Source organism: Streptomyces sp. NPDC002125, from assembly GCF_053593715.1.
The window spans coordinates 484205-510553 of the sequence record NZ_JBSFDD010000002.1; the positions used below are offsets into that span (position 1 = coordinate 484205).

Annotated in this window: 19 protein-coding genes; 10 read left to right on the plus strand and 9 right to left on the minus strand. The window is 72.0% G+C overall.

Annotated elements, in window-relative coordinates; translation table 11 throughout:
* Positions 1–2 precede the first annotated feature (2 nt).
* The 3 genes from ACWCQM_RS05245 to ACWCQM_RS05255 all read right to left on the minus strand — a co-directional run bounded on the left by ACWCQM_RS05245 (position 3) and on the right by ACWCQM_RS05255 (position 3858).
* Positions 3–1343: an ABC transporter substrate-binding protein gene (locus ACWCQM_RS05245; protein ID WP_450913995.1), complete on the minus strand. Its 1341-nt coding sequence runs from the start codon at positions 1341–1343 to the stop codon at positions 3–5.
* Between the two features lie 117 nt (positions 1344–1460).
* Positions 1461–2621, minus strand: a complete 1161-nt coding sequence (locus ACWCQM_RS05250) for an ROK family transcriptional regulator (RefSeq protein WP_450913996.1) — start codon at positions 2619–2621, stop codon at positions 1461–1463.
* Between the two features lie 169 nt (positions 2622–2790).
* A complete protein-coding gene (locus ACWCQM_RS05255) occupies positions 2791–3858 on the minus strand; it encodes a mechanosensitive ion channel family protein (RefSeq protein WP_450913997.1) in 1068 nt (355 codons plus the stop codon).
* A 316-nt stretch (positions 3859–4174) separates the two neighbouring features.
* On the opposite strand from ACWCQM_RS05255, the gene ACWCQM_RS05260 reads away from it, so the two are divergent.
* Positions 4175–4711, plus strand: coding sequence for an HNH endonuclease (locus ACWCQM_RS05260; RefSeq protein WP_450913998.1), 537 nt, complete (start codon positions 4175–4177; stop codon positions 4709–4711).
* Between the two features lie 29 nt (positions 4712–4740).
* Here the strand turns inward: ACWCQM_RS05260 and ACWCQM_RS05265 are convergent, their stop codons facing one another.
* Positions 4741–7722 (minus strand): beta-N-acetylglucosaminidase domain-containing protein, encoded by a 2982-nt coding sequence (locus ACWCQM_RS05265; RefSeq protein ID WP_450913999.1) that lies wholly within the window; start codon positions 7720–7722, stop codon positions 4741–4743.
* A 328-nt stretch (positions 7723–8050) separates the two neighbouring features.
* On the opposite strand from ACWCQM_RS05265, the gene ACWCQM_RS05270 reads away from it, so the two are divergent.
* The 5 genes from ACWCQM_RS05270 to alc all read left to right on the plus strand — a co-directional run bounded on the left by ACWCQM_RS05270 (position 8051) and on the right by alc (position 13003).
* Entirely contained in the window at positions 8051–8365 is a 315-nt protein-coding gene (locus tag ACWCQM_RS05270; protein WP_450914000.1) for a hypothetical protein, read from the plus strand.
* Positions 8366–10543: a 4-alpha-glucanotransferase gene (malQ, locus tag ACWCQM_RS05275; RefSeq protein ID WP_450914001.1), complete on the plus strand. Its 2178-nt coding sequence runs from the start codon at positions 8366–8368 to the stop codon at positions 10541–10543. It abuts the gene before it with no gap.
* Between the two features lie 20 nt (positions 10544–10563).
* A complete protein-coding gene (locus ACWCQM_RS05280) occupies positions 10564–10794 on the plus strand; it encodes a hypothetical protein (RefSeq protein ID WP_450914002.1) in 231 nt (76 codons plus the stop codon).
* Between the two features lie 80 nt (positions 10795–10874).
* A complete protein-coding gene (locus ACWCQM_RS05285) occupies positions 10875–11798 on the plus strand; it encodes a LysR substrate-binding domain-containing protein (protein ID WP_450914003.1) in 924 nt (307 codons plus the stop codon).
* A gap of 59 nt (positions 11799–11857) precedes the next feature.
* Positions 11858–13003, plus strand: coding sequence for an allantoicase (gene alc, locus ACWCQM_RS05290; RefSeq protein WP_450914004.1), 1146 nt, complete (start codon positions 11858–11860; stop codon positions 13001–13003).
* Positions 13004–13167: 164 nt separating this feature from the next.
* Here alc and pepN (ACWCQM_RS05295) read toward each other — a convergent pair whose 3' ends face one another.
* A complete protein-coding gene (gene pepN, locus ACWCQM_RS05295) occupies positions 13168–15744 on the minus strand; it encodes an aminopeptidase N (protein WP_450914005.1) in 2577 nt (858 codons plus the stop codon).
* Between the two features lie 113 nt (positions 15745–15857).
* On the opposite strand from pepN (ACWCQM_RS05295), the gene ACWCQM_RS05300 reads away from it, so the two are divergent.
* From ACWCQM_RS05300 to ACWCQM_RS05310, 3 genes are read left to right on the plus strand one after another with little or no spacing between them, the layout of a single operon-like run.
* Complete coding sequence (locus ACWCQM_RS05300; RefSeq protein WP_450914006.1) at positions 15858–16358, plus strand: DUF1203 domain-containing protein; 501 nt, start codon at positions 15858–15860, stop codon at positions 16356–16358.
* 46 nt (positions 16359–16404) lie between these two features.
* Entirely contained in the window at positions 16405–16635 is a 231-nt protein-coding gene (locus ACWCQM_RS05305; protein WP_450914007.1) for a ribbon-helix-helix domain-containing protein, read from the plus strand.
* Positions 16622–16969: a type II toxin-antitoxin system PemK/MazF family toxin gene (locus ACWCQM_RS05310; protein WP_450914008.1), complete on the plus strand. Its 348-nt coding sequence runs from the start codon at positions 16622–16624 to the stop codon at positions 16967–16969. Before ACWCQM_RS05305 ends, ACWCQM_RS05310 begins: the two co-directional genes overlap by 14 nt.
* Before the next feature lie 68 nt (positions 16970–17037).
* Here ACWCQM_RS05310 and ACWCQM_RS05315 read toward each other — a convergent pair whose 3' ends face one another.
* The 4 genes from ACWCQM_RS05315 to pepN (ACWCQM_RS05330) all read right to left on the minus strand — a co-directional run bounded on the left by ACWCQM_RS05315 (position 17038) and on the right by pepN (ACWCQM_RS05330) (position 25482).
* Positions 17038–18066, minus strand: a complete 1029-nt coding sequence (locus ACWCQM_RS05315) for an aspartate-semialdehyde dehydrogenase (RefSeq protein ID WP_450914009.1) — start codon at positions 18064–18066, stop codon at positions 17038–17040.
* A 193-nt stretch (positions 18067–18259) separates the two neighbouring features.
* Positions 18260–21568, minus strand: coding sequence for a S8 family serine peptidase (locus tag ACWCQM_RS05320; protein ID WP_450914010.1), 3309 nt, complete (start codon positions 21566–21568; stop codon positions 18260–18262).
* A gap of 143 nt (positions 21569–21711) precedes the next feature.
* Positions 21712–22719 carry a hypothetical protein gene (locus tag ACWCQM_RS05325; protein ID WP_450914011.1) on the minus strand — a complete coding sequence of 336 codons (1008 nt, stop codon included), beginning with the start codon at positions 22717–22719 and terminating at the stop codon, positions 21712–21714.
* A gap of 171 nt (positions 22720–22890) precedes the next feature.
* On the minus strand, positions 22891–25482 hold the full coding sequence (gene pepN, locus ACWCQM_RS05330) for an aminopeptidase N (protein ID WP_450914012.1): 2592 nt from the start codon (positions 25480–25482) through the stop codon (positions 22891–22893).
* A gap of 132 nt (positions 25483–25614) precedes the next feature.
* Between pepN (ACWCQM_RS05330) and ACWCQM_RS05335 the strand changes: the two genes are divergently transcribed.
* Positions 25615–26265 carry a mycothiol-dependent nitroreductase Rv2466c family protein gene (locus ACWCQM_RS05335; protein ID WP_450914013.1) on the plus strand — a complete coding sequence of 217 codons (651 nt, stop codon included), beginning with the start codon at positions 25615–25617 and terminating at the stop codon, positions 26263–26265.
* The last annotated feature ends 84 nt before the right edge of the window (positions 26266–26349 follow it).

Below are 26349 nucleotides of genomic sequence, written 5' to 3' on the forward strand. Positions count from 1 at the left end.
CCTCAGTTTTCCGACTGGAGGTTGTCGGCGTCGATCTGTTCGTCGAGGTCCTTCAGGGCGCGGTGCAGGTCCTTCGTCCTGCCGGCCTCCACGGACTGCGAGAAGTCACCGAACGAGGTGATGTACTGCCCGCCGTTGTTCGAGGGCGGGACCGCCTGGCTGTGCGGGTTCTGGGCGATCTCGATGAAGGCCCGGAAGGCCGGATCGGCGTCCAGGTCGGGAGATTCGAGTGCCTCGAACGTGGACGGCACGTTGTGGATCGCGTTGGCGAAGTGGACGACCGGCTCCGTGTCGATCGTCAGGTACTTCACCAGCTCCCAGGCCGCGTTCTGGTGCATGCTGCTGTGCGCGATGCCGGCCACGGTGCCCGTCAGATAGCCGCGCCCGTAGGTGTCCGCCTGGTCGTCGGGGACCGGCAGCGGGGCGACCGCCCAGTCGAAGTCCGCCTTCGCCTCGTCGAGCATCAGCCCGCGCCACTCACCGTCCAGGTGCATGGCGAGCTTGCCGGTCAGGAAGCCGTTCTGGGACGACATCTCGTCACCGAAGCGGGCGCGGAGCCTCTCCATGGCCGCGTAGCCCCCTTGCGCGTCGCTGAGTTCGCGCATGGTGGTGAAGAAGTCCTGGGTCTTCGGCTCGTCGGCGAGCTTCGCCCTGCCCTCGTCGTCGAAGTACTCGGGCCCCCACTGCGCGAACATCCGGTCGGGGGAGTTCTGGTACAGCTGGAAGTTCGGCATGAAGCCGGCCCGCTTCAGGGAGCCGTCCTTGTTCCTCTGCGTCAGCTTGACGGCGTCGGCCTTCATCTCGGACATGGTGCGCGGCGGCCGGGTGATGCCCGCCGCCTCGAAGGCGTCCTTGTTGTAGTACATGCCGAAGGCGTCGGCGAGCAGGGGCGTCGCGCACTGGACGCCCTCGTACCGCGTGTAGTCCAGCAGCGTCTTCGGGAAGACCTTCGCCTTGTCGATCCCGCTCTTCTTCATGAAGGGGTCGAGATCCACCCACATGCCCGACGAGCAGTACTGCCCGACGTTGTTGGTGGTGAAGGACGTGACGACGTCGGGTGCGTCGCCACCGCCCGCACGCAGCGCCTGGTTGATCGTCTCGTCGCTCACGTTGCCGGTGGAGACGACGTCGATGTTCGGGTGGAGCTTCTCGAACCGGGCGATGTTCTCGTTGATCGCCTTGACCTCACCGGGGGCCGACCAGCCGTGCCAGAACTTCAGCGTGACGGGCTCCGTGGGGTCATCGGTGTTGCTGCCGGTACTCGGATTGGCGCAGCCGGACAGCAGCAACGCGGCTGCGCCGAGCACCAGGGGCACGCGGGTACGAAAGCGCCAGAGCGCCATAGCGGACTTCCTTTGCGGCGGTACTTCGGGGGGGACGGGAGGCGGGGAGCCCTCCGGGTATGGGGGTGCCGTACGCACCGCCCCGTGCGGGCGGCGCGGTGGTGCGTGGAGGCGGGTTCAGGCGGTGTCGAAGACGCTGTCGCGGGCCTGGGCGAGTGCCGTCCGCAGTGCTCCGGTCAGGATCGGGTCGCCCTCGATGTCGCTGACGCGGAGCAGCGGCCGGGGCAGTGCCAGGCCGGTCATCTCGGCCTCGACGAGCGCGCGGAGCTCCTCCCCGCCGGCCTGGGCGACCCGGCCGGAGAGCACGACCAGCTCCGGGTCGACCACGGCGACGACGGAGGCGAGGCCGGTGGCCAGCCTCCGGGCGACCTCGGCCCGCACGGACGCGTCGGCGAGGGCTTCGTCCAGCGGCCTGCCTCCGGCCAGGGCACGCACGGCGGGGCCGGAGACCTGGCTCTGGAAGCCGCCTCCCGCGTCGGCGCCCGCCCAGTCGGCCGCGCCGCCCCGGGCGAGGGGGGCGCCGGGCAGCGGCATGTAGCCGATCTCCCCCGCGCCGCCGGTCGCGCCGCGCAGGAGGGTGCCGCCCAGGACGATCGCGGCCCCCACGCCCTCGTCGACGTAGGCGAGGACGAAGTGGTCGTGGTCCTGCGCGGCGCCCTCGTACTGCTCGGCGATCGCCGCGAGGTTCACGTCGTTCTCGATGACGACGGGCCGTCCGACCACTTCGGCGAGGTCGGCGAGCAGGGTGCGGGAGTGCCAGCCCGGCAGATGGGGGGCGTAGCGCAGCTGTCCGGTGTGAGGGTCGATCGCGCCCGGCGTCCCGATCACCACGGAGGAGAGGTCGTCGTGGCCGAGACCGGTCGGACGCAGGGCGCCGTCCACGGCCTCGGCGACGAGCTGGGCGGTGCGGTGGCGTACGTCCTCCGCGACGGCCTCGACCTCCACGCGGCAGGAGCCGACGACGGTGCCGGTGATGTCGGCGACCACGGCGTCTATGCCGGTGGGCCCGACGGAGAGCGCGGCGACATGGGCGGCGTCCGGGGCGATCTCGTACAGCACGGCGTTCGGCCCTGGCCGCCCGCTCTGGCTGCCCGTCGAGCGCACCAGACCCGCTTCCTCCAGCCTGGCCAGCAGCTGGGAGGCGGTGGGCTTGGACAGGCCCGTCAGCTCGCCGACGCGCGTGCGGGTGAGGGGCCCCTGGGTGACCAGGAGGTCGAGTGCCGTCCGGTCGTTCATGGCGCGCAGGACGCGGGGGGTGCCCGGGGTGGTTCCGGCCATGAATCACGCACCAGCTCTCTGTTAGGAAACTTTCCTATTGGATGAGAGGAAGGTAGGACCCTGGCCGCCGGATCGTCAATGGGGTGCGGCGCAGCGACACCGGAGCGTGACGCGGGGAACGGCAAGGGGCGCCCCGCGGTCTCGCGGGGCGCCCCTTGCCGTGCCTGCGCTACTTCGTCAGGTTGGTGGGCGGCGGTATCGGCGTCGCCGCCAGCGACTGCGGCGACGTCGTGGACGCGTACGCCGACGGAGCCGCCATCGCCGCCGTCGGGTCGGCGGTGGACTCGCCCTCGGTCGGGAGGGGGGTGGCGCCGATCATCCGGATGCCCGCCGCGTCCAGCGCCTGCTTGATCCGCCAGCGGAGCTCGCGCTCGACGCCCAGGGACTTGCCCGGCATGGTCTTCGCCGTCACCCGTACGGTCATCGAGTCGAGCAGGACCGCGTCCAGGCCGAGGATCTCCACCGGGCCCCACAGCCGCTCCGACCAGGGCTCTTCCTTGGTCATCGTCTCGCCGGCCTCGGTGATCGCCTTGCGGACCAGGTCCAGGTCCTCCGTGGGGCGGACCGTGACGTCGACACCGGCCGTGGACCAGCCCTGGCTGAGGTTGCCGATCCGCTTCACCTCGCCGTTGCGGACGTACCAGATCTCGCCGTTGTCGCCGCGCAGCTTGGTGACCCGCAGCCCGACCTCGATGACCTCGCCGGAGGCGACGCCCGCGTCGATCGTGTCACCGACGCCGTACTGGTCCTCCAGGATCATGAAGACGCCGGAGAGGAAGTCGGTGACGAGGTTGCGGGCGCCGAAGCCCAGTGCCACACCGGCGACACCCGCGGAGGCCAGCAGCGGGGCCAGGTTGATCTGGAAGGCGCCCAGGATCATCAGGGCCGCGGTGCCGAGGATCAGGAACGAGGTGACCGAGCGGAGTACGGAGCCGATCGCCTCCGAGCGCTGGCGGCGGCGTTCCGCGTTGACCAGCAGGCCGCCCAGCGCCGTGCCCTCCACCGCCTGGGCGCTGCGGTTCATCCGGTCGATGAGGTTGGTGAGGGCCCGCCGGATCAGATACCGCAGCACGATGGCTATCGCGGCGATGAGGATGATGCGCAGACCGGTGTTCAGCCAGGTGGACCAGTTCTCCTCGACCCAGCCTGCGGCGTTCCCGGCCCGTTCGGCGGCTTCGTCCAGCGATCCGGCTGCCCCGGGGGACGGAGCCGCGGCCAAGAGGGCGGACAGGGACACGGCGGGGACCTCCAGATGGGGCGACAGCAGACCAACCACATTAACGAAGAGGCGGGAGTGGTTCGTTGCCGCCGAGGGAGGAGATACACGTCTCACCCCGAGGGGCGGCGGGTGTGTCCGATCACACAGAGGCACCGGCCGCCCTGCTGAAGCGGCTGTTCCGGTGTCCTTCGGGGTGTCCGCGGCGGGCCGGTGAGAAAAATCCTTCCGGCCCGTTACCCGCACGTGGTGGCGCTCGGACCAGGCATGAGGAGAGACTTGGATCGGATCGTCCCGGCGCGAGCCACGCGTCGCCGGCGTACAAGGAGGCATCCACGTGCCGCACGTCCTGGTTCTCAACGCTTCGTACGAGCCGCTCGGCGTCGTACCTCTCCGCCGCGCGCTCGTCCTCGTCCTCGAGAGCAAGGCCATCTGCCTCGAGGAGTCCGGCGCGTTCATGCACAGCGCCACCCGGGCCCTGCCGGCGCCCAGTGTCATCCGTCTCAAGCGGTTCGTACGGGTCCCCTACCGGGGGCCCGTACCGCTCACCCGCCGTGCCCTCTTCGCGAGGGACGGCGGTCGCTGCATGTACTGCGGGGCCGCCGCGACCAGCGTCGACCACGTCATTCCGCGCAGCCGGGGCGGCCAGCACGCCTGGGACAACGTGGTGGCGGCCTGCCGCCGCTGCAACCACGTCAAGGCCGACCGCCATCTGCCCGAGCTGGGCTGGCGGCTGCGCCACCAGCCCGCACCGCCCAGCGGCCTCGCCTGGCGGATCATCGGGACCGGGCACCGGGACCCGCGCTGGCTGCCCTACCTGCAGCCGTTCGGCGCGGACGACGTGATGGCCCGGATCGATGGCGTTTCCGCCTGAGAGACCGGGCCGTCGGCGTTCCGGGGCCCTCAGTCCTCGACCGCGTACGCCTCCACCGACCACAGCGAGTAGCCGTACTCCGTGGCGCGTCCGTCGCCCTGGATCCGGATGAAGCGGGTGTCCTTCGCGTCCATCCGGACCGGTTCACGCCCGCCCGCGCCCTCCCGCACGGTCGCCGCCGTACGCCAGGTGCGGCCGTCGGCCGAGACCTGGACGCGGTAGCGGGCGGCGTAGGCGTCCTGCCAGCGCAGCACGACCTGACCCAGCCGCACCGGTCCCGGCAGCTCGGCCTGCCACCAGGCGCCGTCCTCGGCGGGGGAGGACCAGCGGGTCTCCGGGTCGCCGTCCGAGGCCGCCGACGCCGGGAAGTCCGGGGTCTCGTCGCCGGACGAGGACGCCCTGGCCGTACGGAGCAGATCGGGGCCCGAGGTGCGCGGGAAGGCCCGCACGGTCAGCGTGCTCTCCTCGCCGCCGAAGCTCAGCGGCACCTCGTACTCGCCCGCCGGGGTGTCCGCCGGCACGGTGATGTCCACCGGGACGTCGGCGCGGGAGCCGCGCGCCACCGTCGTCTGCTTCGGCACCTTCACCTCGATGCCCTTGGGGGCCTTCGCCTTCAACCTGCCCTTGACCTCGGTGGGGCGCCCCCCGTCCAGCCGCGCCTCGACCCGCTGCGGGCCGCCGCCGATCACGGCGTCCGTCCGGTCGCGTACGAGGCCGAGCCGGGCGGCCGGCTCATCGCCGAACCAGGGGACGAGCGCCCGCACCCGCGCCGGCGCCCGGTCCGGGTCCGTGCCCGTGACGCCCGGCGCCAGGGGGCCGGTGAGGAACGGGCGGGCCGAGGGGACCGAGACCCGGAGCGCGTCCGCGCGCAGGCCCTTCACCGCCGTCTGGGTCCAGCCCTGTGCCGACAGGGCGCCGAGGCCGCGCCAGCCCTCACCCGGCACATGGGCTTCGAGGACCGCGTCCTCGGCCCCCTCGCCCGGCCGTGCCAGCGTGGTGACCGCCTCCAGCGGGCGGGCCCGGCCGAGCCGGACCGTGTAGCTCCGCTCGTCCCGGCTGACCTCCCCGGCCGTGCGGTCGGTGCCGTTCCAGGCGTCGGCCTCCTTGCGGACCCGGTCCAGGAACGGGTCCAGGACACCCTTGCCGACCGTCGCCCCGCTCGCCGCGATCTCCTTGCGCAGCGGCTCCAGCGCCAGCAGGGCCTTCCAGGCCGCCGCCCCGTCGCCGCGCTCCTGCGCCCGCAGCAGATCGACGGCGATCTCACCCGCCCGGCCGTACCGGGCCAGCTGCCGGGTCCACGGCCGTACCTCGTCCTCCAGCCGCCCGTCCGCCGCCGTCCTCAGCCGCTCCGGGGCCTGCCGCATCACTCCGAAGGCGGCCCGCAGCTCGCGTGCCGCCTTGTCGCGGGCCGCCGTGTCCGCCGGCTCCGCGGTCGAGCGGGACGCCCAGAAGGCCGCCAGCAGCGGCTTCAGGTACGCGGACTCGTCACCGCCCAGCACCGAGGCGGCGCTGTTGCCCGCCAGCGCTCCCAGGGCCGCCCGTGCCGCCGTGTCTCCGCCCGCCAGCTCGTCCATGGCCGCCTGCCAGGACTCCTGGGGGCGGTATCCCTTCGGGTTCCAGGCGAAGTCGGCCGCCGTGAACAGGGGCACGCGGGACGCCGAGGGCTGCTGCATGGCGTTGGCGAGCAGCGCCGCGGAACCACCGGCCACCGCCGGGTCGCGGCCGGTGTACGGGCCGAGGAAGATCCGGTCCCGCGCGTAGTCGTTGACCGGGTAGTTGTCCATGGTGACCAGGGGGTGGCGGAAGGCCTCCCGCGCGCCCGCCAGCTCCTTGCCCGTGATCGTCCGGGGCACGACCCCGACACCGGTCCAGGCCACCTGCACCCGGTCGTCCAGCTGAGCGGCGAGCGCCGTGCGGTAGTCGGTGGCCCCGTCCTGGTAGAACTCGGTCGGCATCACCGACAGCGGCTCCGCGCCGGGGTGCCGGTCCGCCAGATGCCGGGCCACCGCACTCGCGACCCGGGCCTGCGCCCCGGCCGCCGCCTCCGGCCCGCTGCCGAAGGTCTCCGCGTCCAGGTCGCAGTGCCATTCGCTGTAGCTGACGTCCTGGAACTGCAGCTGGAAGGCACGGACCCCCAGCGCCCACATCGCGTCGATCTTCCGGTTCAGCGCCCGCACGTCCGCGTCCGAGGCCAGGCACATCGCCTGCCCGGGGGAGACGGCCCAGCCCAGCGTCACATGCTCGGCCCGCGCCTTCGCGGCCAGCGCCCGGAAGTCGGCACGCTCCTCGGCCGGGTACGGCTCGCGCCAGCGCGCCTGGCGGTAGGGGTCGTCACCGGCGGCGTAGAGATAGCGGTTCTGCTTCGTGCGGCCCATGAAGCCGAGCTGGGCGAGCCGCTCCTCGCGGGTCCAGGGCTGCCCGTAGAAGCCCTCGGCCATCCCGCGGACGGCGGTTCCCGGCCAGTCGCGGACCACGGCTCCGGCGACCGTGCCGTCCTTCACGAGCTGGCGCAGGGTCTGGACACCGTGGAACAGGCCGTCCTCGCCCACGCCGTCCAGCGCGACCGAGGGGCGGTTCTCCACCCTGCCCACGGCGACGCGGTAGCCACCGGCCGGCAGATCGGCCCGTTCGGGTGCGCCGAGGGCCCGCAGTGCCCGGCCCGCGTCCGTGCCGCCGAGCCGGATCACGGGACCGCCGCCGGGCAGCGCGTCGTGCACGGTGCGTACGCCGGCGTCGAGCAGCAGGGTCCTGAGCGCGTCGACGGCGTACGGATCGGCGTCCGCGCCGGCGAGGAGGGTGACCTCGGTGCCCAGGTGCACGGGCTGCCCGGACGCCTTCAGGGACTGCGGCCGTGGCCAGACGGACGGCAGGGCCGACGCGCCGCTCGTGTCCGACGTGGTCGCCGCGGGGGCGACGGGGGCCGCGACTGCGGCCGGTGCGAACGGCCCGAGCAGCCCGCCGATCACCGCGACGGCGACGGCCGTCGCATGCCTCCTGCGCCCGAGCTGCACGCCGTACTCCCTCGTCCTGACCTCGCCCGGCAGTGGACGTCCGAGCCCACCACCCGGGGCGCGAGGGTGTCAATGTGCGTGGCCGTTCTGGTGTGTATGCCCGATTCAGCGCATGGCGTGACGCATGGGTGTTCGAGGGTGTTCGGAGAAGAGCATGCCGGGCGACGCCAGTTGGCCAAAAAGCGCCCATACCAGGCACTCTGGGGAACGGAATGTGACCCACGGCACGTTGGGCTCGTTGTCATAACGCCTATGTCACGTCCACGCCTGCTCCCGCGCCCTCTGGGTAGGCCTGCTGTGTCCTGTTGTCCACGGCCAGGAGGCCAACGTGCCCGCTTCCGCGCAGCTTCTGTTCTCCGCCCTCTCCAAACAGGTGCCGAGCCTCACGGGCCCCGGTCCGCTGGCGCGCGAGACGTACACCACCACCGCCCCTCCGATGATCAGTGAGCTCCCGCTCGCCGAGGTCTCCCACCTGACCGGTGAGCCGGCGTTCGCCGACGACGCCGCACCGCTCACCAGCGAGCCCCCGCTCGCCGACGCCACACCCCTCACGAGCGAGCCACCGCTCGCCGCCACCGCCCCTCTGACGAGCGAGCCGACAGCGCCCGGCACCGCAGGGGGTCTGGAGTCCCCAGGAGTCTGAATGGGCTTGTCCCGGCTCGCCGCACTGCACGGCGTCGCCACCTCCTTCTCCCCGTCCGCGGATGTCACGGTCCCCGTCCCCGACGACACGGTCACCGCCGTGCTCGCCGCCCTGGGCGTCGACGCCGCCACTCCCGCGGACGTGCGGAGATCACTCGACGCGGCCGAATCGGCAGCGGCCTCCCGACTGCTCCCGCCGACGGTGGTGACCTGGTCGGGAGAGCCGCTGCCGGCCGCCCTGACCGCACTGCCGCCCGGCGCGGTGCTGACGGTCGACCACGAGGCCGGCACCACCGACGCGCCCGTGCCGTTGCGCATGCGGGTGACCTCCGCCCCGCCGTCCAGCGCCCCCGGCAGGCCGTCCTGGTGGACCGAACCGCCCCTGGGCGTCCACCGGCTGACCGTCAGTACACCGGACCACCGCCGGGCCACCGTCACCCTCGTCGTCGCCCCCGACCGCGTACCCCGGGCGCCCGGCCGCACGCACGGATTCCTCGTCCAGCTCTACTCCCTGCTCTCCGCCCGCTCCTGGGGCATGGGCGACCTCGCGGACCTCGCCGACCTCGCCGCCTGGTCCGGGCGGACGCTCGGGACCGGCTTCGTCCAGGTCAACCCGCTGCACGCCGCCGTACCCGGCAGCCCGACCGACCCCTCCCCGTACCGCCCCTCCTCACGGCGCTTCCCCGACCCGGTCCATCTCCACATCGAGTCGGTCCCGGAGTACGGGCACGTCCCCGAGCCCGGCAGGGCGGCCCTCGACGACCTGCGCCAGGAGGCCGCCGCACTGCGCGAGGCCGTGCTCAACAAGGGCGCGCTGATCGACCGGGACGCCGTCTGGGCACTCAAGAAGCAGGCCCTGGAGATCGTCCACCAGGTCCCCCTGACCCCCGGCCGCCGCGCCGCCTACTGCGACTTCCTCGCCGGACAGGGCCGGGCCCTGGAGGACCACGCCCTGTGGTGCGCCCTGGCCGAGGTCCACGGCCCCCGGTGGCGCACCTGGCCCGAAGGGCTGCGCGACCCCCGCTCCCCGCAGAGCGCCCGCGCCCGCACCGAGCTCCTGGAGCGGGTCGACTTCCACTGCCGGCTGGCCTGGCTGACGGACACCCAGCTCGCCACGGCGCAGAGCGCCGCGCGAGAGTCCGGGATGGCCGTCGGGATCGTCCACGACCTGGCCGTCGGCGTCCACCCGGACGGCGCGGACGCCTGGGCCCAGCAGGACGCCTTCGCCCACGGCATGTCCGTCGGCGCGCCGCCCGACGCCTTCAACGCCCACGGCCAGGACTGGGGGCTGCCCCCCTGGCGCCCCGACGCCCTCGCGGCGACCGGCTACGCCCCCTACCGCAACCTCCTGCGCGGCCTCCTCGCCCACGCGGGGGCCCTGCGCATCGACCACGTCATGGGCCTCTTCCGGCTCTGGTGGGTGCCCGAGGGCCGCCCGCCGACCGAGGGCACGTACGTCGCTCACGACGCCGAGGCGATGCTCGCCGTGCTCGTCCTGGAAGCACACCGGGCCGGTGCCGTCGTCATAGGGGAGGACCTCGGCACCGTCGAGCCCGGCGTGCGCGAGGCGCTCGCCCGGCGCGGGGTGCTCGGCACCTCCGTGCTCTGGTTCGAGCGCGACTGGGACGGCACCGGACGCCCGCTCGCCCCCGAGCAGTGGCGCCGCGACTGCGTGGCCACGGCGACCACCCACGATCTGCCGTCCACCGCCGCCCGGCTGACGGGCGACCATGTGACGCTCCGCCACCGGCTCGGGCTGCTCGCACGCGGGCTGGAGCAGGAGCTCGCCGAGGACGCCGCCGACACCGCCGAGTGGCTGGGCTACCTCGCCAGACTGCGGCTGCTGCCCGAGGGCGACGGGGACGAGGAGGCCGCCGTCCGCGCCGTCCACCGCTTCCTGCTGAGCACCCCGGCCAGGATGGTGGGGGTCTGGCTCCCCGACACCGTGGGCGACCGCCGTCCGCAGAACCTCCCCGGCACCTGGGACCAGTACCCCAACTGGCGCCTGCCCGTCGCCGATGCGGAGGGCCACCCGCTCACCCTGGAGGAGATCGCGGCATCGCCCCGGCTGCACCGGCTCATGGAGGTCCTGCCGGCCGCCCCGGACGGCACCGGCGGCACGGGGTCTCCCGGCGGCCCCAAGGCCCGTACGGCACCCCCGGGCGCGCGCCCCTCGTAGGCGTTCGCTACGTTTGCACCGTGGACAAGAAGAACGCTATGCGCGCCGGCGCCGTTGCGGCCGGTACGACGCTGATGATGCTGCTCATGTCGTCCCCGGCGCTCGCCCTCACCCGCGACGACGGTGACGACCCCGGCACGGGGCTGAGCGTGCTGGAGACCCTCGGTCTCTACGTCGCCGCACCGATCGTCCTGTTCGCGGTGATCGCGGGCCTCGTCATGGTCCTCGACAAGTCCAAGAAGCAGGCCTAGCAGCCGTTCCACCGAGTGCGCCGCCGGTACGCAGTGCCGCGCGGCGCACCGGCATGTCCGGGCACCGATAGGTTTCGGCCATGACCGAGTGGGACGTCAGAAAGCTCCGCATCCTGCGCACACTGCGCGACCGGGGAACGGTCACGGCGACGGCCGAGGCGCTCCTCATGACGCCTTCGGCCGTCTCCCAGCAGCTGACCAATCTGTCCAGGCAGCTCGGCGTGCCGCTCCTGGAGGCACAGGGCCGCAGGGTCCGGCTCACCGACGCCGCGCACCTCGTGCTGCGCCACGCCGAGGCGGTCTTCGCCCAGCTGGAGCGGGCCGACGCCGATCTGGCCGGCTATCTGCGCGGTGAGGCGGGCCTGGTGAGGGTCGGCGCCTTCTCGACGGCCGTGTCCGCCCTCGTGGTGCCCGCCGTGACGCTCCTGGGGGCCGAGGAGCGGCCGGGGCCCCAGGTGCGCGTGCGGGAGTCGGAGGCCGCCGAGGCGTACGAACTGCTGTCGGCCGGGGAGGTGGACCTGGCGCTCTCCCTCGCCGCGCACGCCCCCACGGCCCGGGACCCGCGCTTCACCCTGCTGCCGCTCCTGGCCGACCCGCTGGACGTGGCCCTGCCCGCCGGGCACCCCCTCGCCGGATCGTCCACGCTGCGCCTCGCGGACCTCTCCCGCGAACCCTGGATCTTCGGCGGATCGGGCCCCTGGTCGGAGATCACCACCGCCGCCTGCGAGGCCGCCGGTTTCGTCCCGGAGCAGGCCCACAGCGCCGCCGGCTGGACCACGATCCTCGCCATGGTGCGCGCGGGCATGGGCGTCGCGCTGATCCCCCGGATGGTCTCCGCGTCCGACCGGCCGCGCGAGGGCGTGGCGATGCGCGTCCTGGCGGCCGACCGGCCGTACCGCCATGTGGTGGCCGCGGTGCGGCAGGGCGCCGAACAGGGTCCGGCGACCGCCAGGGTGCTGGCGGCGCTGCAGCGGGTGGCGGCGCGATCCGTTCAGCAGAACTGAAAGAACCGTACGGAAACTTTCGATGGACCTGATGGAAGCCGGGCCAGCACAGTAGGCCCATGCTCACCGACAGGAATCAGACGGAGCTCCCTTCCACCGACCCCCACGCGAACGACGCGGCGCCCTACGGAGGCGGCGACCCGTACGCCGACTACCGCGCGGGCGACTTCGCCTTCACCGAGCTGGTCGACCTCGCCGACCGCCGCCTGGGCGCGGGCGTGATCGCCGCCAACGACGAGTTCTTCGCCGAGCGCGAGAATCTCCTGATCCGTGAACCCGCCGTCTTCGACCCCGAGCGCTTCGGCCACAAGGGCAAGATCATGGACGGCTGGGAGACCCGCCGCCGCAGGGGCGCGGACGCGGACCACCCCTTCCCCGCCCCCGAGGAGCACGACTGGGCGATCGTCCGGCTCGGCGCCCCCGGGATCATCAGGGGCGTCGTCGTCGACACCGCCCACTTCCGCGGCAACTACCCGCAGCGCGTCTCCGTGCAGGCGACAGCCGTCGAGGGCGCCCCCGGGCCCGGGGAACTCCTCGCCGACGACGTGAAGTGGGAGGAGATCGTCCCGCCGGCCCCCGTGCGCGGCCACGCCGCCAACGGCTTCGAGGTCACCGGCGGACGCCGCTACACCCACGTCCGCGTCTGCCAGCACCCCGACGGCGGAATCGCCCGCCTCCGCGTCCACGGCGAGGTCGTCCCCGACCCGGCCTGGCTCGCGGCACTGGGCACGATCGACCTGATCTCGATCCTGAACGGCGGCATGTACGAGGACGCCTCGGACCGCTTCTACTCCTCGCCGGCCCAGATCATCCTGCCCGGCACCTCCCGCAAGATGGACGACGGCTGGGAGAACCGCCGCCGCAGGGTCCGCGACACCAACGACTGGGTCCGCTTCCGGCTGCCCGCCCAGGGCGCCGTACGCGCGGTCGAGATCGACACCGCCTGCCTCAAGGGCAACGCGGCGGGCTGGATCAGCCTGCACGGCCGCGACGGCGACACCGGCGAGTGGTTCGAGATCATCCCCCGCACCAGGCTCCAGCCGGACACCCCGCACCGCTTCGTCCTGGACGCCGAGGCCGTGGTCACCCATGTCCGCCTGGACGCCTACCCCGACGGAGGGGTGGCCCGGATGCGCCTGCACGGCACGCCGACCGAGGCGGGCGCGGCCGAGCTGGCCCGCCGCCACCGCGAATCGGCCGCGTAGGGGCGAGTCCCGCGGTCCAGGGCCCACCCGTGGGGCGAGTCCCGCGGTCCAGGGCCCGCCCGTAGGGCCGGTCCCGCAGACCAGGGCCCGCCCGCCCCACCCCAGGTCCCCGCCCGGCGGACGGCTGCGCGACCGCGCCTGTCCGCCGGGCGGTTCCCAGCCGGCTAGGCGGTGGCCGCCGCCGCGTCCGCCGCCTGCGCCTTCAGCGCACGCTCCACGCCTGCCCGGGACTCCGACATCAGCCGGCGCAGGGCGGCGCCGGGCTGCGCCGACTCCAGCCAGGCGTCCGTGGCGTCCAGGGTCTCCTGGGAGACCTGGAGGGCCGGGTAGAGGCCGACCGCGATCTGCTGGGCCATCTCGTGGCTGCGCGAGTCCCAGACGTCCTTGACCGCCGCGAAGTACTTCTCCGTGTAGGGAGCGAGCAGGTCACGCTGGTCGGTCTGCACGAAGCCGTCGATGACCGACTCCTGGAGGGAGTTCGGCAGCTTGTCCGACTCGACGACCGACGCCCACGCCTCGGCCTTCGCCTCCTCCGAGGGCTGGGCCGCCCGCGCGGACGCCGCGTGGCGCTCGCCGGCCGCCGTCCTGTCACGCTCGTACTCGGCGGCGATCTCCTCCTCGTCGAGCAGGCCCGTCGAGGCCAGGCGCTGCACGAACGCCCAGCGCAGCTCGGTGTCGACGGCGAGGCCCTCGATCTCCTGGGTGCCGTCCAGCAGCGACTGCAGCACGTCCAGGTGGAGCGGGCTGCGGGCCGTCGCGGCGAAGGCACGGGCCCAGGCCAGCTGGTGGTCACTGCCCGGCTCCGCCGCGCGCAGGTGCGCGAGGGTCGCCTCGGTCCACTGGTTCAGACCCGCCTCGCGCCACTCGGGGGCGGAGTAGAGGTCCAGGGCCAGCTTCACCTGGCGGTGCAGGGACTGTACGACGCCGATGTCCGACTCCTTGCCGATGCCGGAGAGCACCAGCGCCAGGTAGTCGCGCGTCGCCAGCTCGCCGTCGCGCGTCATGTCCCAGGCCGAGGCCCAGCTCAGGGCGCGGGGGAGGGACTCGGCGAAGTCGCCGAGGTGCGCGGTGACGACCCGCAGCGACTCCTCGTCGAGGCGGACCTTGGCGTACGACAGGTCGTCGTCGTTGAGCAGGACGACCGCCGGGCGCGGGCTGCCGGCCGGGAACGGCACGTCTGTGCGCTCGCCGTCGACGTCCAGCTCGATCCGGTCCGTGCGGACCAGCTTCCCGGCCCCGTCGAGGTCGTAGCAGCCGATCGCGATCCGGTGCGGGCGCAGCGTCGGCTCGCCCTTCGCGCCGGCGGGGAGCGCCGGGGCCTCCTGGAGCACGGTGAACGAGGTGACGTGGCCGTTCTCGTCCGTCTCGATCTCCGGGCGCAGGATGTTGATCCCGGCCGTCTCCAGCCACGCCTTCGACCAGGTCTTCAGATCGCGGCCGGAGGTCTCCTCCAGCGCGCCGAGGAGGTCCGACAGGCGCGTGTTGCCGTAGGCGTGCGCCTTGAAGTACGCCTGCACGCCCTTGAAGAAGGCGTCCTTGCCGACGTACGCCACGAGCTGCTTCAGGACCGAGGCGCCCTTGGCGTACGTGATCCCGTCGAAGTTCACCAGGACGTCGTCGAGGTCCCGGATGTCCGCCATGATCGGGTGCGTCGAGGGCAGCTGGTCCTGGCGGTAGGCCCACGTCTTCATGGAGTTGGCGAAGGTGGTCCAGGAGTGCGGCCACTTCGAGCCCTCGGCGTCCGCCTGGCAGGCGATCGAGGTGTACGTCGCGAACGACTCGTTCAGCCAGAGGTCGTTCCACCACTCCATGGTGACCAGGTCGCCGAACCACATGTGGGCCAGCTCGTGGAGGATGGTCTCGGCCCGCGTCTCGTACGCCGCGTCCGTGACCTTCGAGCGGAAGACGTACTGGTCGCGGATGGTGACCGCGCCCGCGTTCTCCATCGCGCCGGCGTTGAACTCCGGGACGAAGAGCTGGTCGTACTTGGCGAAGGGGTACGCGTAGTCGAACTTCTCCTGGAACCAGTCGAAGCCCTGCCGCGTGACCGCGAAGATCTCCTCCGCGTCGAGGTACTCGGCGAGCGACGGGCGGCAGTAGATGCCGAGCGGGACGGTCTGGCCGTCCTTCTCGTAGCTGCTGTGCACCGCGTGGTACGGACCGGCGATCAGGGCCGTGATGTAGGTCGAGATGCGCGGCGTCGGCTCGAACGACCAGACGTCGTCCACGGGCTCGGGCGTCGGCGAGTTGGAGATCACGGTCCAGCCGGACGGCGCCTTCACGGTGAAGCGGAAGGTCGCCTTCAGGTCGGGCTGCTCGAAGCTGGCGAACACCCGGCGGGCGTCCGGGACCTCGAACTGGGTGTAGAGGTACGCCTGCTCGTCGACGGGGTCGACGAACCGGTGCAGCCCCTCACCGGTGTTGGTGTACGAGCAGTCGGCGACGACCTTGAGCTCGTTGGCGCCGGCCTTGAGGTGCTTCAGCGCGATCCGCGAGTCCCGGAAGACGGCGGCGATGTCCAGGTCCTTGCCGTTCAGCACGACATCGTGCACGGCGGGGGCGACCAGATCGATGAAGGTCTCCGCACCGGCCTCGGCGGAGTCGAAGCGCACGGTGGTGACGGACCGGTAGGTGCCGCCCTCCTGCGCGCCGGAGAGGTCGAGATCGATCTCGTACGCGTCCACGGTCAGCAGGCGCGCCCGCTCCTGTGCCTCTTCGCGGGTCAGATTCGTGCCAGGCACGCGGTCATCTCCTTGATCTGTGACGTTTTCGGTCATCCTTCCACGTGAGGAGGGCGCAGCGCGATGTCCGTTTTCCGCCGGACCGGCGCGGGGATCGGGGGCACCCTCGGACCATGACCACCTACACGGCCCGGCCCATCGGTCCGGGCACCCTGCCGGAGCTCCGCACCGCCGACGACGCGGGACGTCCCTGCGTCCCGTACACCGCCACGGAGAGCGGCGCCCCTCTGCGCTGCTGCCTGCGCGGCGCCGAGGCGGGGGAGCGGATCGCACTGGTCTCGTACGCGCCCCTGCGGCGCTGGGCGGCACGGACCGGGGCCCGCCCGGGTGCCTACGACGAACAGGGGCCGGTCTTCATCCACGCCGAGGAGTGCGAGGGTCCGGCCGGGGACCGGGGCGGCTACCCGTTCTCCCGCGCGGGCGCCCTGCGCACGGTACGGCGCTACGACGCGGAGGGCGCGATCGTCGGAGGCCGGCTCCTGGAGATCCCCGACGACGAGGAGCGGGGCTTCGACGAGGCGCTCTCGGAGGCCTTCGCCGACCCGGAGGTGATGCTGGTGCACGTACGGGCCGTGGAGTACGGGTGCTACCACTTCGAGGTGCGCAGGGACTGATACCTGAGGTAGCCACGTGCATCCTACCGGCGGTAGGATGGTTGGCATGAAGATCAGCGTGAGCCTGCCGCAGGAGGACGTCGCCTTCCTCGACGAGTACGCCGCGAAGACCGAGGCGGACTCCCGGTCGGCGGTGATACACGCCGCCATCGAGGCTCTGCGCGCCTCCAACCTGGAGGCCGACTACGAGGCCGCGTTCGCGGAGTGGGACGCGAGTGAGGACGCCGCGTTCTGGGACCGGTTCTCCGGGGACGGGCTGACCGATGAAGCGCGGTGACATCTACCTGGTCGAGTACGAACCAGTCCGAGGCAGTGAGGCCAACAAGGCGAGGCCCTCGGTGATCGTCTCGAACGACGGCGCCAACGCGGTGGTGGACCGGACCGGGCGCGGCGTGGTCACGGTCGTGCCGCTGACCTCCAACACCTCTCGGGTCTACCCTTTCCAGGTGCTGCTGCAGGCGGACGAGTCAGGCCTGCCCAAGGACAGCAAAGTGCAGTGCGAGCAGGTCCGCGCGATGGCGTACGAGCGGTTCCTGAAGCGTGTCGGGACCGTGCCGCGTCAGCGGATGGGGGAGATCGAGGCCGCCCTGCGCAGGCACCTCGCCCTCTGACCCGAGGCGCGCGAAGGGGCGGCCACCGGATGCCGGTGGCCGCCCCCTTCGCGCGGGTGGGGAGGGGGTCAGCCCTTGAGCTCCGCCGCCACCAGCTCCGCGATCTGCACCGCGTTCAGCGCGGCGCCCTTGCGCAGGTTGTCGTTGGAGACGAACAGCGCGAGGCCGTGCTCGACGGTCTCGTCGGCCCGGATGCGGCCCACGTACGAGGCGTCCTTGCCGGCCGCCTGGAGCGGGGTCGGGATCTCGGAGAGTTCCACGCCCTCGGCGTCCTTCAGCAGCTCGTAGGCGCGCTCGACGCTGATCGGACGGGCGAAACGGGCGTTGATCTGGAGGGAGTGGCCCGAGAAGACCGGGACCCGGACGCAGGTGCCGGACACCTTGAGCTCCGGGATCTCCAGGATCTTGCGGGACTCGTTGCGGAGCTTCTGCTCCTCGTCCGTCTCGAAGGAGCCGTCGTCGACGATCGAGCCGGCGAGCGGCAGCACGTTGAAGGCGATCGGGCGCTTGTAGACGCCCGGCTCGGGGAAGTCGACCGCGTCTCCGTCGTGCGTCAGCTTGTCCGCCTCGGCGACAACCTTGGACGCCTGGCCGTGCAGCTCGGCGACACCGGCGACACCGGAACCGGACACCGCCTGGTAGGTGGCGACGGTCAGCGCGTCGAGCTGCGCCTCCTGGTGCAGCGGGCGAAGCACGGGCATGGCCGCCATGGTGGTGCAGTTCGGGTTGGCGATGATGCCCTTGGGGCGGTTCCTGATCGCGTGGGCGTTGACCTCGGAGACCACGAGCGGGACCTCGGGGTCCCTGCGCCAGGCGGAGGAGTTGTCGATCACGACGGCGCCCTGCGACGCGACCTTCTCGGCCAGTGCCTTCGACGTGGCCCCGCCCGCCGAGAACAGCACGATGTCGAGCCCCGTGTAGTCCGCCGTGGAGGCGTCCTCCACGGTGATGTCCTTGCCCTCGTACGCGAGGGTGGAGCCCGCGGAGCGTGCGGAGGCGAAGAGCCGCAGTTCGGCGACGGGGAACTTCCGCTCGGCCAGAATCCTGCGCATGACTGTGCCGACCTGACCGGTGGCGCCGACGATTCCGACCTTCACGGGAACTCCTCACAGACACGAAACAGACAAGAACGGGCACGGTTGCCGGTCCATGATGCGTATGTCCACGGCTTCCTTGTCCAATCCATTGTCCGGCAGGCGGACGGCGGGTGCACAGAGCTGTGGGGCGGGGGCCCTTGAGAGCCCCCGCCCCACAGTGTCCGGTGTCGTGCGGATCACACCGTCCGGATGGCTACGGCGCGACCTTTTCGATCACGACGCTGCCGGTTCCCGCCGCGGTGCCGCGGGCGTTCACCAGCTGCACCTCGCCGAAGAACTGCCGGCCCTCGGGAGCCGCTCCGGCGACCACGACCTCGGCGCCGACCTGGGCGGACGCGCCGTTGGCCAGGTTCACGGCCTTCGACTCGTCGACCTTGATCTCGCCGAGCGACGTGGAGTAGTACACGTCCCGGTAGTCGTACTCGGTGGTACCGGCCGGGACCGAGTAGCCGTCGATGACGACGGTGTAGGTGCCGGCCGCCGGGTTCACCAGGCTGACCGACTCCTCCGAGCCCGCCGAGGTCGACGCGCCGACCTCGGTGCTGCCCTGGTAGACGTAGAGGTCGATGTCGGCGTTGGCGTCCGAGGTGTTGCCGATGGCGATGTCGAGCTTCTCGACGCCCTCACCGATGGTGACCTCCTTGACGTACTCGCCACCCGTGGCGATCGACGGACGCTCGACGTCGGCCGAGCCCAGCGAGCCGCCCTTGAGCGCGCCCTCCAGGTCACCCGCGTTGTTGGTGACCGTCCACTCGACCGGGGCCGGGGTGCCGATCTTCGCCTCGGCGATGGTCTGCACCGCCGGGTCGAAGGAGGCGCCGAGCAGCGAGACATCCAGCTTGTACGGGTTGTCCAGCAGCGGCGACGTACGGCGGGACTCGACCTCGATCTCCCAGACGCCGGGCTGCGGGTCCTTGTAGGAGCGCGTGTCCGGGCGGCAGGTGTTGGCCGGGTTCTCGTAGTTCGGGTAGCAGTAGATCGTGGAGCTGTCCTCCACCGCCACACCGTACGGGTGGATGGAGATGAACCGGGTCTGGCTGCCCGAGCGAAGGGCGCTCAGCGCGACCTCCAGGGTCTCGGCGCCCTCCGGGACGTTCAGGAAGTACGACGTGGTGCCGTTGCGCTGCACCGAGCCGCTCGCCGTGAACGCGTAGGCAGGCTTCACCAGGTCCTTGGCGACGACCACCGTGGAGAGGATCTGCTGGTCCACGCCGGAGGTCTTCGCGTCGTCCACCACCAGGATCGCGCTGTGGACGCCCGCCGTGCGGGGCTTCGCCTGCACCTTGACGGTGACCGGCTTGCCCAGCGGCAGCGAGACGGTGCTCGAACCGGTGAGGGAGAAGGTGCCGTCGTTGTTCTTCCACGACAGCTTGTGCTTCACGGCCGTGTCCGGACCCGTGGTGCGGGTCACGACGACGTCGTACGACTTCTTCTCGCCGGCCTTCAGGCCGCCCTCACGGTCGTACAGGCCGGTGCCGAAGCCCGGGGTCTTCAGCGCGAAGTCGATCGCGGTGTCGACCGGGGCCTTCACCGCGTACTCGTGCGCCGGGGCGCCCTTCTTCTCGATCTGCTTCCAGGCGCCGACGATGTTGATCAGACCGGAGCCCTGGGCGTGCGCGGGCACCCCGTCGATGTGGGTCGCGGTGCTGGTCAGCGCGGTCCGCAGGTCGGCCGGGGGCAGCTCGATGTTCTTCTGCTTCGCGGCGGACAGCAGCAGCGCGGTCGCTCCGGCGGCCTGCGGCGAGGACATCGAGGTGCCCTGCAGCATGGAGTAGCCGGCCGGGAGGGAGTAGCCCGCCTCCTTGACCGGGCCGCCGGGCAGCCAGGTCTGGGTGGTGTTGATGGAGGCGCCCGGGGCGGTCAGGATCGGCGCGAAGCCGCCGTCCTCACGCGGACCGCGCGAGGAGAAGGGCAGCATGTCGTACTTCTTGGTGACGTTCGAGCCGTAGTTGGCGGCCCAGGTCTCCTTGGAGATGGACGCGCCCACCGAGATGACGTGGTCGGCGAGACCGGGGTCACCGATGGTGTTCACACCGGGGCCGTCGTTGCCGGCCGAGATGACCAGCTGGACGCCGTAGATGTCGATGAGCCGCTTGTAGAGCTCGGCGCGCGCGTTGTTGCCGTCGTTGAGCGGCGGCAGGCCGCCGATCGACATGTTGACGACATCGACACCGCGGTTGACGACGAGGTCGATCATGCCCTCGGTCAGCGCGATGTTGGTGCAGCCGCCGGACCAGGTGCAGGCGCGCGAGGAGACGATCTTCGCGCCGGGCGCGGCACCGTTCATCTTGCCGCCGAACAGGCCGTTGGCCGCGGTGATGCCCGCGACGTGCGTGCCGTGCTCGCTCTCGATCACGCCGATGTTCACGTAGTCGGCGGTGGCGCCGGCCGCGTTGTAGACGACGTTCTTACGGGTCTCGATGACGAACGGGATGCGCTCGACGACCTCGGTCGCGGGGTTGTCCGTGCCGAAGTAGCCGACCTGGTGGCCGTCCTTGTAGGGCTTCAGCGCGGCGTCGTTGCCGAAGTCCGCGTCGTTGTTCAGGTCGACCCGGGCGGTGCCGGCGACCGGGTCGTAGAGCACGGCCCAGACGTCGGTCGTGTCGCCGTCCCGGTTCAGGTCCCCGGCCATGTCGCCACCGCGGGTGGCGGCCTCGGAGAAGAGCTGGATCTTGTAGGACCCCTCCGGCGCCGAATAGGTACGGCCGCCGATGGTGAAGGTCGGACCGGCGACCGAGGCCGTCATCCGCAGCCAGGTGCCGTCGCCGTCGCTGACGGGGTCGGTGGCGGTCACCCAGTCGACGATCTTGCGCTCGCCCGTGGTGGTCTTCTGGAGCGCGGGGTGCCCGAGGTCGACACCGGAGTCCAGGACACCGATGGTGATCCCGCGGCCGTCCGCCTTCGGGTGCTGCTTGACGAAGTCGACCGCGCCCGTCTCGAAGGACGGGTTGTACGGGTTCTTCGCCGGGGTCTTCCTGTCCGGCGCGGGGTAGGTGCCCGTGGCCGCCTTCTGCTTCGCTCCGGCGGCCCGGTCCGCCGAGGGCGTCGGGTCGTCGAGCTCGATCTCCTGCTTGAGATCGATCCCGTACACGGAGGAGAGCTTCTGCGCCGCCTTGATGGTGGCGTCGGCGGTCGCGGTCGGCACGGTCGCCCGGACATAGCCGAGCTTGTCGTACGTCCGGCCCAGCACGGACCCCTCGACGGCCTCCAGCTGCGCGGTGACCTGCTCGGTCGCACCGGGCGCGGTGGCGACCATCATCGTGATGTTCTTCTCGCCCTTGGCCTCGGCCTTCGCCAGCACATCGGCGTCGGCCTCGCCCAGCTTGTCGCCCTTCGTGCTCGTGGCGGCCGGCTTCACCGGAGAGGCGGCCGGGTCGTCGGCGGCGAAGACCGGGGCGGCGCCGGAGGCCGTCAGCGCGGCCGCCAGACCGGCCGCGGCCGCGATGCGCGCCGCGCGTCTCGCCCCGGGTATGGAGCTGGGGGATTCCTTGGTCATCAGCATCCCTGTTTGTGAAAGAAAGAGAGAGTCCGGAATTCGGTACCCGATGACCGCTCAGCCTTTCGTAAATGACAGGGGTTTGTGGAGAGTTGACGGTGACGAGAACGGGACATGGCGTAGATCCGCCACTGCGCCCATTGCGCCACTCAACGTGGCAATACCACCACGTACGCCGCCGGTTCACGGTCCTCGGCCGCCATCAGCGCCGTACGCACCACCACCGCCTGCTGGGCCGCCGACTCGCGCAGCTGCTTCGGTGTCACCCGCACCAGGGTGACCCCCAGCCTCTCCAGGTGCTCACGCTCGGCGGCGAAGGCGACGTGGTCCTCGCGGCGGGAGCGGGCGTCGAGTTCCAGGGCCACGGCCTGCTCCGGCCAGTAGGCGTCCACCCCGCCCAGGACACCGCCGCCCGGCAGTGACAGCTCCACGTTCCACACCGGCTCGGGCAGCCTGTGGCCGCGCACCATCTCGTACAGCCTGCTCTCCGCCACCGCCCGGCCCTCGACGAGCAGGGCGTCGACGGCGTCCACCACATGGGCCCGGCCCAGCAGCTTCGCCGCGTTCAGTTCCCGTACCACCGGCGCGGGTTCGCAGTGCCCGTCGCGCACCGCCTCGGTCAGGAGCCGGCGCACCGTCGAGGCATCGGTGAGCGCGGCCACCGCGTCGGCGAGGGCCCGCTCCACCGGGGCCAGCGGCACCCCGAGCCGGCGCTGCGGCCGGGGGAGGACGGCTGCCCGGGTCACCTGGACGAAGCGGGTGGAGCGCGGCCGCCGGGTGCGCGGCACCAGTACGTCGATCCGGTGCAGCGCGATCACCGGGGGCGCGGACGTGAAGCCGTACAGGGCCAGTGCCGCCAGCCCCGTGACCATGGCCTCGCCGTAACCCGGCCCGGACTGCGGGGGCACGGACCGGCGGGCGGTCGCCGGGGGCCGCCCCGCGTAGAGCAGCGCTCCGTGCACCCGGTCCTCGTTCGTCGGCGGGCCCGGGTGCAGCAGGTAGACGCCGGGGAGCAGTTGCTGCCACGGCCCGCCGGGGAGGCACTGGGCGGCGGTCTGCGCGGCTGTCACGCCCCGGGCGCGCAACTGTGCGGCCGACTGCACGCGGTGGCGCACATCGTGGACGGGGCAGGGGGACAGCGGGGTGTTCTGGGTCATGCCGGGGAGGTTCCCGCAGGCCCGCTGCGCGGTAACCCGTGTTACACGCCCGTCGACAATCCAGGACAACGCCGTCCTAAAGTACGGCAGTTCGACTACCGAAAAGAGTCATCGCGGCAGGGATTGTACGGCGCACGCCCCGCACTGGTGTGCGGGGCGTGCGCCCGGCGCTCACGCCCTCGCGTCGCGCTGCTGCCCCCGCAGCGCCCGCGCCAGATCGTCCCGCGCCTCCAGGACGAGACGCCGCAGCGCCGGTGCCGCGTCCGGGTGCGAGGTCAGCCAGGCGTCCGTGGCGGCGAGCGTCGCCGGGTCGTCCTGGAGCCCCGGGAACAGGCCCCGGACCACGTCCATTCCGATCTGGATGGACCGCTCGGCCCAGACCCGCTCGATCGCCTCGAAGTACGAGGCGGTGTACGGCGCGAGCAGCTCACGCTGGGAGGGCTGCCCGAAGCCGGCGATCGTCGCCCCCGCGAGGGCGTTGGACAGCTTGTCCGACTCCACGACCGCCGCCCACGCCTGCGCCTTGACCGCGGCCGAGGGGCGCGAGGCCAGGCACCGCACGTGGTGCCGCTTGCCGGACGCCGTGTCGTCACGGGCGAGTTCGGCGTCCATGGCGGCCTCGTCGGCCTTGCCGTGCGAGGCCAGCGGGGAGAGGAAGGCCCAGCGCAGCTCCTGGTCGACGTCGAGGCCCTCGATCACGGCCGATCCGTCCAGCAGCCCGCCCAGCAGCTCGAAGTCCGCGTCCGACTCGGCGACGGCGGCGAAGAACCGGGCCCACGTCAGCTGGTGCTGGCTGCCCGGCTCCGCTCGCCGCAGCTCGGCCAGCGCGCCCTCGGCCAGTGCCCGGCCGCCCTCCGCGCGCCAGGCCGGCGCGGCGTAGTGCACCAGCGCCGACTGCGCCCAGGCGTGCAGCATCTGGAGCACGCCGATGTCCGACTCGCGGCCCGCGGCGGACAGCACCAGGGAGACGAAGTCCCGCGCGGGCAGCAGCGCGTCCCGCGTCAGGTTCCACAGAGCGGACCAGCACAGCGCCCTGGCCAGCGGATCGGTGATGTCGCCGAGGTGCTCGCGCAGGGTGGCCAGGGACACCTCGTCGAAGCGGACCTTGCAGTAGGTGAGGTCGTCGTCGTTGACCAGGACCAGGTCGGGCCTCTCGGCACCCGCCAGCTCGGCCACCACGGTCCGCTCGCCCGCGACATCGGTCTCCGCGCGGGCGTACCGCACGAGTCCGCCCTCGGGGGAGAGCCGGTACAGGCCCACCGCGACGCGGTGCGGACGCAGCTCCGGGTGGGAGGCCGCGGCCTCCTGGGTCACGGCGAGCTCGGCGACCCTGCCCTCGCCGTCGTACGTCACGACCGGCGTCAGGACGTTGACCCCCGCCGTCTGGAGCCAGGAGCGCGACCATGCCGTCATGTCGCGCCCCGACGTCTCGGCCAGCACCGAGAGCAGGTCGCCCAGCTGCGTGTTGCCGTACGCGTGCCGCTTGAAGTAGCGGCGCGCGCCCTCCAGGAAGGCGTCCCGTCCCACATAGGCGACGAGCTGCTTCAGCACCGACGCGCCCTTGGCGTACGTGATGCCGTCGAAGTTCAGCTTGGCGTCCTCCAGGTCACGGATGTCGGCCGTGACCGGGTGGGTGGAGGGCAGCTGGTCCGCGCGGTAGGCCCACGCCTTGCGGTTGTTGGCGAAGGTGATCCAGCCGTTGGTGAAGCGGGTCGCCTCCACCATCGAGAACGTCCCCATGAAGTCCGCGAAGGACTCCTTCAGCCACAGGTCGTCCCACCACTGCATGGTCACCAGGTCGCCGAACCACATGTGCGCCATCTCGTGCAGGATGACGTTGGCGCGGCGCTCGTAGGACGCCGACGTGACCTTGCCGCGGTAGATGTACTCCTCGCGGAAGGTGACGAGGCCCGGGTTCTCCATGGCGCCGAGGTTGTACTCGGGCACGAACGCCTGGTCGTACTTCCCGAAGGGGTACGGGTAGTCGAAGTGGTCGTGGAAGAAGTCCAGGCCCTGCTTGGTGATCAGGAAGACGTCGTCCGCGTCGAAGTACCGCGCGAGCCCCTTGCGGCACATCGCGCCGAGCGGGACCTCCAGCGTCGACCCGTCGTCGAACGTGCGCGTGTAGGTGTCGCTCACGTAGTGGTACGGGCCCGCGACGACCACCGTGATGTACGTCGAGATCGGCAGGGTCTCCGCGAACCGGTGGACCCCGCCCTCCACCGACTCCTCCGCGCCGTTGCTCCGGACCTGCCAGCCCTCGGGCGCCGTCACCTCGAAGCGGTAGGGCGCCTTGAGGTCGGGCTGCTCGAAGTTGGCGAAAACCCGCCGTGCGTCGGCCGGCTCGTACTGCGTGTAGAGGTAGACCTCGCCGTCCTCGGGGTCGACGAAGCGGTGCATGCCCTCGCCGGTCCTGCTGTACGCGCACCGCGCGTCGACCACCAGGACGTTCTCGCCGGCGGGCAGGCCGTCCAGGGCGATCCGGGTGCCGTCGAAGACGGCCGCGGGGTCCAGGTCCTTGCCGTTCAGCGTCACCGCGTCCACGGCGGGCGCCAGCAGATCGGCGAAGGTCGAGGCGCCGTCGCGGGCCACGCGGAAGCGGATGGTGGTCTGCGAACGGAAGGTGCGCGGACCGGCCTCCCCGTCGCCCCCGTCGGGCTCACCGACGGCGGAACGCAGGTCGAGGGCGACCTCGTAACCATCGACGGTCAGCAGCTCGGCCCTCTCACGGGCCTCGTCGCGGGACAGGTTTTCACCGGGCACGGAGCACTCCTTCGTGTCTCGTTCGAACACATTGATCCTCCCATGCGGCTGCCGGCGGCCCCGCACGGGAATGGCCGGCGGTGCCGACGGTGTTCCGGGACTCAGGCGCAGACCGACCTCATGAGGAGAGACATGCCCGAGAACAGCACTGCCGCCGGCAAGGTTCCGGCCGACTTCTGGTTCGACCCGCTCTGTCCCTGGGCCTGGATGACCTCCCGCTGGATGCTGGAGGTGGAGAAGGTCCGGGACGTCGAGGTGCGCTGGCACGTGATGAGCCTCGCCGTGCTCAACGAGCCCAAGCTCGACGAGCTGCCCGAGGAGTACCAGGACATGATGCGCACCCAGGCCTGGGCGCCGGTCCGGGTCGTGGTCGCGGCCCAGCAGAAGCACGGCGACGAGATCGTCGGCCCGCTCTACACGGCCCTCGGCACCCGCATCCACAACAACGGCGAGGGCCCGACCCGCGAGGCCATCGCGGGCGCCCTGGCGGACGTCGGCCTCCCGGCCGAGCTGCTGGAGTACGCCGACTCCGACGCGTACGACAAGGAGCTGCGCGCCTCCCACCAGGAGGGCATCGACAAGGTCGGCCAGGACGTCGGCACCCCGGTCATCGCCGTGCCCGGCCCCGACGGCGAGCAGATCGCCTTCTTCGGCCCGGTCGTCACTCCCGCCCCGAAGGGCGAGGAGGCGGCGAAGCTCTGGGACGGCACGCTGCTGGTGGCGTCCATCCCCGGTTTCTACGAGATCAAGCGGACCCGCACGCAGGGCCCCGTCTTCGACTGACCGTGCGCCCGCCGCGGGCCGGGACACCGTGCCCGGCCCGCGGATATGGCGATCATGTGTCGTGGGCGGCACGGGTATTGCCGA